Annotated in this window: 9 protein-coding genes; 6 read left to right on the forward strand and 3 right to left on the reverse strand. The window is 39.8% G+C overall.

Annotated features, from left to right (window positions below; genetic code table 11):
- Positions 1–13: 13 nt before the first annotated feature.
- From HL290_RS14460 to HL290_RS14470, 3 genes are all read left to right on the forward strand, one after another.
- The gene (locus HL290_RS14460) at positions 14–1,816 is read left to right on the forward strand and encodes an acyl-CoA dehydrogenase C-terminal domain-containing protein (protein ID WP_003655174.1); all 1,803 of its coding nucleotides are present in this window, start codon (positions 14–16) and stop codon (positions 1,814–1,816) included.
- A gap of 167 nt (positions 1,817–1,983) precedes the next feature.
- Positions 1,984–3,765: an acyl-CoA dehydrogenase C-terminal domain-containing protein gene (locus HL290_RS14465; protein WP_005050138.1), complete on the forward strand. Its 1,782-nt coding sequence runs from the start codon at positions 1,984–1,986 to the stop codon at positions 3,763–3,765.
- 120 nt (positions 3,766–3,885) lie between these two features.
- Positions 3,886–4,368: a phosphate-starvation-inducible protein PsiE gene (locus HL290_RS14470; protein ID WP_198496841.1), complete on the forward strand. Its 483-nt coding sequence runs from the start codon at positions 3,886–3,888 to the stop codon at positions 4,366–4,368.
- Positions 4,369–4,416: 48 nt separating this feature from the next.
- Here HL290_RS14470 and HL290_RS14475 read toward each other — a convergent pair whose 3' ends face one another.
- Entirely contained in the window at positions 4,417–4,806 is a 390-nt protein-coding gene (locus tag HL290_RS14475; RefSeq protein ID WP_198496842.1) for an RcnB family protein, read from the reverse strand.
- Positions 4,807–4,971: 165 nt separating this feature from the next.
- Between HL290_RS14475 and HL290_RS14480 the strand changes: the two genes are divergently transcribed.
- On the forward strand, positions 4,972–5,418 hold the full coding sequence (locus HL290_RS14480) for a hypothetical protein (RefSeq protein WP_004638883.1): 447 nt from the start codon (positions 4,972–4,974) through the stop codon (positions 5,416–5,418).
- A 258-nt stretch (positions 5,419–5,676) separates the two neighbouring features.
- Here HL290_RS14480 and HL290_RS14485 read toward each other — a convergent pair whose 3' ends face one another.
- Both HL290_RS14485 and znuD read right to left on the reverse strand, forming a co-directional pair.
- The gene (locus tag HL290_RS14485; protein WP_198496843.1) at positions 5,677–7,140 is read right to left on the reverse strand and encodes a phospholipase D family protein; all 1,464 of its coding nucleotides are present in this window, start codon (positions 7,138–7,140) and stop codon (positions 5,677–5,679) included.
- A gap of 75 nt (positions 7,141–7,215) precedes the next feature.
- Positions 7,216–9,291: a zinc piracy TonB-dependent receptor ZnuD gene (gene znuD / locus HL290_RS14490; RefSeq protein ID WP_198496844.1), complete on the reverse strand. Its 2,076-nt coding sequence runs from the start codon at positions 9,289–9,291 to the stop codon at positions 7,216–7,218.
- Positions 9,292–9,428: 137 nt separating this feature from the next.
- On the opposite strand from znuD, the gene HL290_RS14495 reads away from it, so the two are divergent.
- Both HL290_RS14495 and aspS read left to right on the forward strand, forming a co-directional pair.
- On the forward strand, positions 9,429–10,193 hold the full coding sequence (locus HL290_RS14495; protein WP_198496845.1) for a DUF4184 family protein: 765 nt from the start codon (positions 9,429–9,431) through the stop codon (positions 10,191–10,193).
- A 172-nt stretch (positions 10,194–10,365) separates the two neighbouring features.
- On the forward strand, positions 10,366–12,150 hold the full coding sequence (aspS, locus tag HL290_RS14500; protein ID WP_017392427.1) for an aspartate--tRNA ligase: 1,785 nt from the start codon (positions 10,366–10,368) through the stop codon (positions 12,148–12,150).
- Positions 12,151–12,155 lie beyond the last annotated feature (5 nt).

Below are 12,155 nucleotides of genomic sequence, written 5' to 3' on the forward strand. Positions count from 1 at the left end.
TGAGGAACCCGATATGCCACAATACAAAGCGCCCTTACGTGATATGCAATTCGTTTTGCATGAATTATTAAATGCTGAAGAACACTATGCAAAATTACCTGATTTCCAAGGTAACGTAAGCCGTGAATTGGTTGATCAATATTTAGAAGCTGCGGCAGACTTTTGTGAAAATGAACTTTCTCCTTTAAACCAAGTTGGCGACCGCGAAGGTTGTACTTGGAATGATGGCGTAGTTACCACTCCAACAGGCTTTAAAGAAGCTTATCAAAAATATATTGAACTTGGCTTCCCGTCTTTATCAGCAGAAGAACAATACGGTGGTCAGGCTTTACCTAACTCTTTAGGTATTGCAATTTCTGAAATGGTTGGTACAGCAAACTGGTCTTGGGGTATGTACCCAGGCTTGTCTCACGGAGCTGTACGTACATTAGAACATCATGGTTCTGATGAACAGAAAGATACTTATTTACCAAACCTTGTTTCAGGTGTTTGGACAGGTACGATGTGCTTAACTGAATCTCATGCAGGTTCGGACTTAGGTATTATCCGCTCTAAAGCAGAACCAAATGCTGACGGTAGCTATGCAATCTCTGGCGAGAAAATCTTTATCTCTGCTGGTGAACACGACATGGCTGAGAACATCATCCATATCGTTCTTGCACGTTTACCAGGTGCACCGAAAGGTACTAAAGGTATCTCATTATTCATCGTTCCTAAATTCCATGTAAATGCAGATGGAACTATTGGCGAGCGTAATGCGGTACGTTGTGGTTCTATCGAACACAAAATGGGTATTCATGGTAACGCGACTTGTGTCATCAACTTTGACCAAGCAAAAGGTTATTTGATTGGACCTGAAAACCGTGGTTTGAACTGTATGTTCACCTTCATGAACACAGCACGTATTGGTACTGCTGTTCAAGGTTTAGCAGCATCTGAATCATCTTTCCAAGGTGCGTTAACTTACGCGAAAGAACGTTTAGCAATGCGTTCACTTTCTGGTCCGAAAGCTCCAGAAAAAGATGCAGATCCGATTATCGTTCACCCTGCTGTACGTAATATGCTTTTAACTCAAAAAGCGTTTGCTGAAGGCGGTCGTGCACTTGTTTACTTACTTGCTCAATACGCTGACATCGTTGAAAAAGGCGAAACAGAAGAAGAGCGTAAGTTTGCTGACAACATCTTGTCTTTATTGACTCCAATTGCAAAAGCATTCTTAACTGAAACTGGTTCTGAGTCTGCTAAGCACGGTGTTCAAGTCTTCGGTGGTCATGGCTTTATTTCTGAGCATGGCATGGAACAAATCGTACGTGATACACGTATTGCTTGCTTGTATGAAGGTACAACCGAAATTCAGGCACTTGATTTGTTAGGTCGTAAAGTATTGCAAACTCAAGGTGCAATGCTGAAAGACTTTACCAAAATGGTTCACAAATTTGTTGAAGCAAACAAAGACAACGCTGCCATGAAAGAATTTGTTGAGCCGCTTGCAGCGCTTAACAAAGAATGGGGCGATCTCACTATGCAAATCGGTATGCGCGCAATGCAAAACCCAGATGAAGTAGGTGCTGCTGCTGTAGACTACCTCTACTTCTCAGGTTATATCACTTTAGCGTACCTATGGGCTCGTATGGCACTTGTTGCACAAGAGAAATTAGCAGAAGGTACTAGCGAAGTTGACTTCTACAATGCAAAAGTAACAACTGCTCGCTTCTACTTCAAAAAAATCTTGCCACGTGTTCGCTCACATGTAGATGTTATTGCTGGTGGCCTAGATCCATTAATGTCATTAGATGCTGAACATTTCGCTTTCTAACCATAGTTAGTTGCGATATGCAATGTTAAAAAACGAAAAAGGACTGCTCAGTTTTGACGGTCCTTTTTTTATAAAATCAATGATAAATTTACACTTTAAATTCCATATCCATTTCGTTTAACAGGATATCTAGCACAGGCCAATGTGCACAAAAAAGGTGAACGATTATGCCAATTTACAATGCTCCTTTAGCTGATATGAAATTCATCTTAAATGATGTATTCAAAGCAGAACAATTTTGGCAGTCTAATGAGAAACTCGCTCATGTAGATGCTGCAACTGCTGAAGCAATTTTAGAAGAAATGGCTAAATTTGCTCAGAACGTGACTCATCCATTAAACCGTACCGGTGATGAAGAAGGCGCTCGCTATGAAAACGGCGAGGTGTTCACACCAGCAGGTTTTAAAGATGCATTCCGTCAATATGCAGAAGGCGGTTGGATTGGCTTAGGGGCCGATGAAGAATGGGGCGGTCAAGGCATGCCCAAAATGCTCACCGTTCTTTCTGATGAAATGTTATTTGCAACTAACCCATCGTTTATGCTTTACCCGCTTCTTTCAGTGGGTGCAGGTATGGCTTTAAGCAGCTATGCATCTCAAGAACAAAAAGAAACTTACTTACCTAAGATTTATTCAGGCGAATGGTCAGGCACTATGTGTTTGACAGAACCGCATGCAGGTACTGACTTAGGTATTATCAAAACTAAAGCCGAACCTAATGAAGATGGTACTTATAACATTACAGGTACTAAAATCTTCATCACTGGTGGTGACAACGACTTAGCAGAAAACATCATTCATTTGGTACTTGCTAAAACTCCAGATGCCCCTGCTGGTTCACGTGGTATCTCGCTCTTTATCGTACCTAAGTACTTTGTGAATGAAGATGGTTCATTAGGTGAACGCAACCTAGTTGGTCCAGGTTCTATCGAACATAAAATGGGGATTAAAGCATCTGCAACTTGTGTGATGAACTTTGATGGAGCAAAAGGTTACCTCGTTGGTAAAGAAAACGAAGGTCTTGCTGCCATGTTCGTTATGATGAACTACGAACGTTTATCTATGGGTATTCAAGGTTTAGGTGCATCTGAGTTTGCATATCAAAATGCAGCACAATATGCGACTGACCGCTTACAAGGCCGTAGTGCATTAGGTGTTCAATCACCAAACAAACCAGCAGATAGCATTTTGGTACATGGTGACGTGCGTCGTATGTTGTTAAACGTACGTGCAAACAATGAAGCATCACGTGCATTTGCAGTCTATGTAGGTCAACAGCTCGATATCACTAAATTCTCAACTGATGCAGAAGCAGTGAAAAAAGCCAATAATCGCGTTGCGCTTTTAACGCCGATTGCTAAAGCCTACCTGACCGATACAGCATTCCAAGCAACTTTAGATGCTCAAATGGTGTTCGGTGGTCACGGTTATATTCGTGAATGGGGTATGGAACAATGTATCCGTGATCTTCGTATTGCTCAAATTTACGAAGGAACAAACGGCGTTCAATCTCAAGATTTAATTGGTCGTAAAACCATTAAGTGCGGCGGTGCGTTCATTGCTGAATACATCACTGAAATCCGTGACTTTGCAAATGACTTAGACACAGATTTGAACTTTATTAAAGATGCAACTTTAGATGCTGCAACTGAAATTGAAGCAATCACTCAGTTTATTATCGAACAAGCTGCTGAAAATGTAGACTTCCCGAACTCAGCTGCGGTTGATTACTTACATGCAGTTGGTTTACTCAGCTTCGCTTATATGTTTGCGAAGATTGCAGCTGCTGCTAAAGATAAATCTGGTGATTTCTACCAAAACAAACTTGCTTTAGCTCAATACTTTGCTGAACGTATCTTGCCAGATATTGATGCGCGTATTGCTAAAATCAAAGCAGGTTCTGACTTAATTATGGGCTTTAGTGAAGATTACTTTACGAACCAAGCTTAATTAAGTTCTTTATAAAAAACGCCTGAAAAATCAGGCGTTTTTTATTTTGTATCTACTATTTCAATTGGCATGAAATTTGTTTAATTTCTAAACATTACGAAGCAAACAAAAGATTTTACTATGCCTGATCCCAAAAAGTATGAGCGTATTCTGGACCGATTTGGTCATTATGCCGTTGAAGCTTTTCATTATTTAGCCTTGTTTATTATTGGCTGTATGGTGGCGTGGTCCGCAGCCAATACTGTTTTTGAAATTTTGACAGTCAAAAATTATGCTTCAATTGATGATATTTTATTATTATTTATATACTTAGAGCTTGGAGCAATGGTTGGGATTTACTTTAAAACCAATCATATGCCTGTACGCTTTCTTATTTATGTTGCGATTACGGCATTAACCCGTCTACTTATTTCAGATATCCAACATGACCATAAAGCAGATATGGACCAAGTCATTATTACAGGCTCAATTCTTATTTTAGCCCTTTCTATCTTAGTCGTTCGTTTTGCATCTTGGAATTATCCTTCAGTGATGAAAGAAAAGCATGCAAAAACACCCACAACCTTAAAGCCCCCTCAACCTCAAGATGATGAATTAGCATAAAAAAATGGCCTCAACATTGAGGCCATTTATATATTCTATATTTCAAAATTAACGAACACGATAAATTTGATGTTTTGAGTCTACAAGTAAATATTGGTTAGGCGTTTTAACCCAACGGTATCCACGTGGCGGCTCATACAAACGATGCGATCTCCAGTCTGAAACATAATAGCGACTAGTACGGTATTCCGCAGGAATACGATCACCGCGTTTAAATGCTACATATCGACCATAGTGCTTACCACGATCGGAATTTGACCAACTTGGAGCTCGATGATCATTACGATAATCATGACGGCGGTCATCACGATCACGATGTTCATATCGATCATGGTCTCTACCATGATTATTATCCCAACGATGATTTGTATCGGCCATCGCGGTAGCTGATATACCTAACATTAACGTCGAAAGTACAAGAACGATTGGCTTTTTCATGCCCTATTTCCTTTTAATCTTGATATGAAGCTAGATTAGAAGACAGCCAAGGAGAAACCATGAATAAAACAGATAACATTGCTAAGGTTTGTAATGACTATAAAGAAAATATGAAGAATCTGTATCTATGCTAACATTAGCTTTTTTCTAGCTAGGTCAATTGCTGTGTCTGAAATCAGTTTTGAACGTCTTCATCAGTTTTTCTGCAAAGTTCCAAGTGTGCAAGAAGCACGTATCATGGCGAATGGTGCAGATGGCGAACACGCTTGGTGGTTTAAGTTCAGTATTGATGTAGAACACCCACTTGCATGGCAAACAGTTCAAGAGTTAGGGCATGTTTTAAACTACCTATCAACAAACGAACGCCTACCGACCTTATTCTTTCCTGTTTCTCCACCTCCGTATATGAACGGTGAAGCAAAAGATTTTTTATCATGGATTATTCAGTGTAATCATCCTGAGTTTTCTCCAGATGTAGTCTGTGATTGGCTTGAAGCGCGTTTGCCAAATCCTGTTGATGATGAGTCACAGTGGAAAATTAAGACTGATTTGAGTGAATTAGAAAAGTTAGATGATAAGACTTTGGATCAGTTGATTCCTCCAGCGCCTTAAAATTTTCAAAGTTGTATTCTCTATTTTTTAATTAGCATGGCGGAGTCTTACCGCTTTAACTTCTAATTACTAGTAGCTAATTCGTTACTTTGGTTTCGCCCAAAGTAACCAAAAGCATTTGTCATCCACAAAACCTGTTCACTGTTTTCACTTAACTAATTTTATTGCAAAAACAATTTAAGCGCAGATTTTGGGCAGGTTGTGGATGACTTTAGGCACAAGCCAATTTCTGAAAAACTCCAAGACTGTTTTTGTTAGTTAGAAAGTCGATAAACCTGACCATTCCATAAAACGATAAATCCAATACTTCACTTTTGACTCATCTGCATACTTCGCATAGTCCACGCTCATCTGTCTGCCTTGCAGGTTTGACCACGATGTATTGAAGTAATTTTGAGCATCTTTAAAGACTTGATCTTGAACTTTGCCAATCACCAACATATCAGTTTCAAGGTTATAATTTTTTAAATTACGGGCTGTAAAATTAGCCGATCCTACAATCAACTCAGCTTGCTGAGCGTTATATTTTAATATCATTTTGCTATGGTTCTGCTCGCCATGTGTATCACACCAACGAATTGGAATACCTAAAGCATGAAGTTCTGAGGCCACCTGACGGTTTGGAATACCATTCTTTTGTCGGCCAAAAGCATCTTTATTGGGATCAAGCAAAACTCGGACAATAACACCTCTTTCTTGAGCACTTTTTAGAGCCTGAATAATCTTGCGTTCAGATAAATAGAACATACTTAAATCAAGGTGCTCTTTAGGCTTAGCCGAGTTAATCAATTTTAATACAGATTGATAAATCGCCCCTTCAGTTAAGACTTGGACTTGAGGTTTGGTTACGTCTTTTTCAAAATCACCTAAAATAAGCGAGGGTGCACTACTTCCCGACATTCGTGCAACCGCGGCTTCAGATTGTAAAACATCTGCTGCTGTGGCTCCCGTTACAACCAATGCAACATTTGAGTGTCTAGAACTACCATCATGTGGGTTTGCAGAAGTTACGAGTGATTTCCAGCCAGTATCGGTATCGACGACCACGGTTTTACGGTGATTCGCCTTAAAGTTAAATAAGTTTAAATAGCTACGTAGTGTAATTTTTTCATCACCGAACGGATTTGGTAACCAGCCTTTTTCAGGATTATTTCCAACATTCTGGCAGCAGATGTACCATAAGCCGGACCAGAATGGGTTAGACGCACGTAATGGGCCTAAATTGGTTTCAATCACATCAACACCTGCTTGACGTAACTGACGGTAATTTTCAGGTTTTAAGCCCCCATAGACCGAGTTAATCGGGTCAGTAATCATCACAATCTGAATTTGGCGATTTTGTCTTTTTTTACTTACCAATGCATCGGTTAACTCTTGCATGAGAGGTCTTTGCTTTATTTTTGAATCGCCAACTTCTGAATTAAACAAGAACATATCCACCACAATCGTGGTTTTGGCCTCATCAATCATTTTCAAGATTTCATCAAAGATGTGCTGATCAACCTGTTGTTGCCCTTTTGCATCAAGGTAGGTTTTATCTGCTAAAAATTTGACATCGGCATGTCTAAGCTTGCCACTAAAGTTAATCCCTTGTGGCAATGGTTTTACTGTGTGGTAAATTGCCGATGCAAGATATGCAATAGCAACAACGCAAAGTAATATCGCCATATAACGACGCCCTGACCAATTTATTTTTTGATGAATTCGTTGAAAAATACGCATAAAAAAGACCTAACTTGATAGCTTCAAGTTAGGTCTTTTAGATTGATTTTTCAAGTTTAGTTTCGTGTTAAACCCTTAAAATTTAAAATCAACACCTACTGTAAAATTGCGTCCAACTTGTGGAATATTTGATAAGAACGAAGCATGTTGATAAATAGTGTCATCTAACAAATTGTTCGCTTTTAAGTACACGCGATAATCCGTTTTTGCAGCATATTGCCCTGAATATGCCACACCAAGATTGAGCATGTTATAGCCTTCAGTTTCGGTCTCATATGCCGCGATCTTGTCTTGGTTAAAGACATGATAATACTCAGCAGAACCACTAAAACCATCACCAAAATCTGCGTCGACTTTAGTCCCTAAACGTCCTGCTGGAATACGCGGAGCATTACCTTCAGCATCAATTTTACCGCGTACATAGTCACCAAAAGCACTGATCTTGTACATTGGGGTAATTTGATAACCAATTTCACCCTCTGCACCATAGAAACGTGCTTTATCTTGAGTATATTGAACTAAACGGAAGTCTTTATAGCGGTCAAGGGTTTGCGCATAGATATAATCATCAAACCAGTTATGGTAAACATGAAGATGATAGTCGAGTTTGTCATTATCAAAATGCAAACCTAGCTCAACATTATTCGACTTTTCTTTGTTGAGTTGGTCATTCCCTAGCTCATAAGTATTTGTCGCAAAATGCCCACCATTTGCATATAACTCTTGAGCTAAAGGTAAACGTTCTTGATGAGAGGCTACAAAAGAAAGTTTATAGTTTGGCGCAAACTCCCAGTTCGCAGCACCAGCATAAGAAAAGGCAGAACCATCAAAATCTTGTTTAGAGTTGTCGTCTACATCAATTTCTTGCTGATCTGCACGTGCAGAAAGCTCAAAATGTACGTCTTTCCATTGTTTATGTTCTAAGGCAAATATGCTCCACTTTTTCGTAGTGGTCGGAGCCATAAAAGCTTCTTCGCCAGTCAAATCTAATTTTTGCTGGCCTAACTGCGCGCCAATGACCCCTTCCCAATCAGCAATAGGGTTATGTACTAACTCAATACGCCCGTCATAGCCTTTGTTTTGGAATCGGGTAGCAATCGCGCCTTCTTCAATTTCATCATGCTGATAGTCGGTATAGCTTGCTTGTGCGCGTAACTTTTGAAAGCCTGCAAATGGATCATTTAACTCAGTTTTAAAGTCATAACGCTCAGATTTTAAATCAATCCATGGGCCACCATGTTCGTGATCATGTTCTTCATTTCCATGGTCATGGGCTTCTTCACCATCTTCATGTTCATGATCGCCACAATGTAAATGCGGTATTCCCGTTAGATGAGCACTACAACTTTCATATTCATGGCTATGCCCAGGCAAACCATATTGGTCTCGACGGTTGCTATAAGAAATACCTGTATAACCACGGTCATAAATCCAAGACAACCCAACGTTAACTGAATCACCCTGAGCAAAAGTATTGTCTACACGACGCTCTTTTTCACCTTCATGAATATAATTTGGTGCAATGTAGTTATTCGCATCACGTGTTAACCCCTCAACACGTAAAGCCACTTGACTACCCAAACCTACAGTTACACCAGCACTCGTCAGTTTTTCATCACTTCCAGTGTTGTAACGTAAGCCAACTTGTCCTTCATAACCGTTTTCAGGCATTTGCGTAGGGATCTTGTTATCAATAACGTTAACTAAACCGCCCACAGTTCCAGCACCAAACAGTAAAGTTGAAGGACCTCGAATCACTTCGACTTGTTTTGCAAGCACAGGATCTACAGTTACCGCATGGTCAGGAGATAAGGTTGAGACATCAATATTTTCTGATGAATTTTGAAGTACTTTAACGCGTGGCCCATCTTGTCCACGGATGACTGGACGACTCGAACCAGCCCCAAACTGATTAGCATAAATTCCTACTTCACTACTCAGCGCATCCCCAATGGTGGCAGCACCTTGCGATAAATGCTTTTGATCAACAACAGTATCTGCAACTGCAAAATCTTGTGAAGTTTGCTCAAGTGGATGAGCTTTAATTCGAATAGTTTCTAACTTTTCAACATTTTCACTTTCTGCTGCAAACGAAGGAACGGATATGACAGCTAAAATGGATAAGGTCAAAATATTTTTATAAAACTGCATTGGATGTGTCCCGAATCACGATATGTTTTATTTTTGTTATACTATAACATTTCATTTGTTTTGCAATAAAAAACATTTTTAATTAGACGATTCGTTAGACTAGTCAACTAAATGATGTGAGTAATTTTTGATTTCTAATGCCTTTTACCATCTCTCATGCCGTTATAGCTCCTCCCTTATCTAAGCTTAGCCAAAACACTTTACCGATTGCTGCGTTAGCCATTGGGAGTATGACACCCGATCTTTACCGCTTATTTACAGTTCAATCCAGCATGCTGACGCACCAATGGAAAGGTCTGATTTATCCCAACCTTGCATTAGGTCTCGTCTTTTGTGCAGTTTGGTATTTTCTTTATCGTCCAGTGGTGTACCGTTTTTTTGGTGTGCAACATGATCTTGCGCTCAATTCTTTAAAACGTATTTCTATATTTTTTATTGGAATCATATTTGCACTCATCATCGGCATAGCGACTCATCTGATTTGGGATGGTTTAACGCATGCAGACTTTCGGACCTTTGTATTTAAAGATGTATTAGCGACAACAGTTCATCTTTTTGGACGTACATATCCATTACATCGTCTTTTGCAACTAGGCTCTTCTGCTCTTGCTTTACCTTTTCTCGCTTGGATGTGCCTTCACTATTACCAGCGCTATAAACAGCATTGGAAAGTAAGTAGAAAAATTAAAATTTTTGCATGGTCTTTATTTATTCTATCTACGCTCTTGGGTTTATTTTCTTTTTGGGATTATGCCCGCTATATTCCTCATGAGGTTTGGCATGCTGATACCTATTATTTTACAGGCCGTTCGATTAATGAGTTTATGCAGGGCTGGTTAAGCACCTTTAGCTTAGGATGCTTATTATTCTTGTTTTTAGATAGGCAACAAAGAATGGGATGAATCAGGAAACTTGCTGCCAAATTGCTCATTTTCAGGTTAATTTCTGCGGTTTTTTGATCTACTTCTTGTGACAAACCATGCAACAAGGCATAATCGAAAACTTATTTTTTTTTGACGGTGCGCGGTTTACGCATCCGTCTTTTCAGCCAATATAGTTTGGATAATTTTCATTATGATGCGAACTCATTACTGTGGCTCTTTAACTGAAGCCCAAATCGACCAAACCGTTACACTATGCGGTTGGGTACATCGTCGCCGTGACCATGGTGGTGTTATTTTCCTTGATATGCGTGACCGTGATGGTCTCGTTCAAGTGGTTATTGACCCAGATACTCCAGAAGCATTTGCAACTGCAGATAAAGCACGTTCTGAATATGTATTAAAAATTACAGGTCGTGTTCGTCGCCGTTATGAAGGTACTGAAAATGCCAACATGGTGAGTGGTCAAATTGAAGTTTTAGGTAAAGACATCGAAGTTCTTGCCGCTTCAGAAACACCTCCATTCCCTTTAAATGATGAAAATACCAATATTTCTGAAGAAATTCGTTTGAAATATCGTTTCTTAGATATTCGTCGTCCTGAAATGTTGGATCGTTTACGCTTCCGTTCTAAATTGACCAATCTTATTCGTAACTATTTCGAAGATAATGGTTTCTTAGACGTTGAAACACCTATTTTGACACGTGCAACTCCTGAAGGTGCGCGTGACTACTTAGTACCAAGTCGTGTACAAAATGGTAGTTTCTATGCACTTCCACAATCACCACAATTATTCAAACAATTGTTGATGGTGGGTGGTATTGATCGTTACTACCAAATCGCGAAATGTTTCCGTGACGAAGACTTACGTGCTGATCGTCAACCAGAATTTACTCAAATCGACGTTGAAACATCGTTCATGAGTGACGATGACATTATGGACTTAATGGAAGTCCTTACTGTGAAGATGTTCGATGAACTTCTTGGCGTTAAATTCGATAAATTCCAACGTATGACGTATGCAGATGCAATGCGTGACTATGCATCAGACAAACCTGACATGCGTATTCCGTTGAAACTCGTCGATGTTGCAGACTTAATGCAAGAAGTAGAGTTCAAAGTATTTGCGGGTCCTGCAAAAGATCCTAAAGGTCGTATTGTTGCCTTACGTGTTCCAGGTGCAGCATCATTGCCACGTAGTGCAATCGATGAATACACCAAATTCGTTGGCATCTATGGTGCAAAAGGTTTGGCTTACATCAAAGTTAATGAACTCGCTAAAGGAATTGAAGGTCTTCAATCTCCAATCGTGAAATTCATTGAACCGATCGTACTTGAATTGTTGGCACGTGTTGGTGCGCAAGATGGCGATATCGTATTCTTCGGTGCAGATAAAGCTAAAGTTGTAAATGATGCAATGGGTGCTCTTCGTGTGAAGATTGGCCATGATTTGAATCTTTCAACTTGTGAGTGGGCTCCACTTTGGGTTGTTGACTTCCCAATGTTTGAAGAAACTGACGATGGCAAATGGACTTCTGTTCACCATCCATTCACGCTACCAAAATCAAGCGTAGAAGAAGTGAAGAGCAATCCAGGTGAAGCACTTTCTGTTGCTTACGACATGGTATTGAACGGTACTGAAGTTGGTGGTGGTTCACTTCGTATTTATACATTAGAAATGCAAAAAGCGATTTTTGAAGCGCTTGGTATTTCTGATGAAGAAGCAGAAGAGAAATTCAGCTTCTTATTAAATGCACTTCGTTACGGCGCTCCTCCTCACGGTGGTTTGGCATTTGGTCTTGACCGTTTAGTGATGTTAATGACTGGCGCGACTTCTATTCGTGACGTTATTGCATTCCCTAAAACTAAGACTGCTGAATGTCCACTTACTCAAGCACCTGCTCCTGTTGAAGCAAATCAGCTTCGTGACTTGGGCATCCGCTTACGTGAAAAGCCAAAAGCTGAAGAATCTAAATAATTTTT

This window comes from Acinetobacter sp. AC1-2, from assembly GCF_016124155.1.
GTDB lineage: Bacteria > Pseudomonadota > Gammaproteobacteria > Pseudomonadales > Moraxellaceae > Acinetobacter > Acinetobacter calcoaceticus.

Coding starts and splice junctions, on each gene's coding strand:
- HL290_RS14475 (WP_198496842.1), bottom strand. CDS start 4,806: ATGAAAAAGCCAATCGTTCTTGTACTTTCGACGTTAATGTTAGGTATA.
- HL290_RS14495 (WP_198496845.1), top strand. CDS start 9,429: ATGCCTTTTACCATCTCTCATGCCGTTATAGCTCCTCCCTTATCTAAG.
- HL290_RS14485 (WP_198496843.1), bottom strand. CDS start 7,140: ATGCGTATTTTTCAACGAATTCATCAAAAAATAAATTGGTCAGGGCGT.
- HL290_RS14460 (WP_003655174.1), top strand. CDS start 14: ATGCCACAATACAAAGCGCCCTTACGTGATATGCAATTCGTTTTGCAT.
- HL290_RS14465 (WP_005050138.1), top strand. CDS start 1,984: ATGCCAATTTACAATGCTCCTTTAGCTGATATGAAATTCATCTTAAAT.
- znuD (WP_198496844.1), bottom strand. CDS start 9,291: ATGCAGTTTTATAAAAATATTTTGACCTTATCCATTTTAGCTGTCATA.
- aspS (WP_017392427.1), top strand. CDS start 10,366: ATGATGCGAACTCATTACTGTGGCTCTTTAACTGAAGCCCAAATCGAC.
- HL290_RS14470 (WP_198496841.1), top strand. CDS start 3,886: ATGCCTGATCCCAAAAAGTATGAGCGTATTCTGGACCGATTTGGTCAT.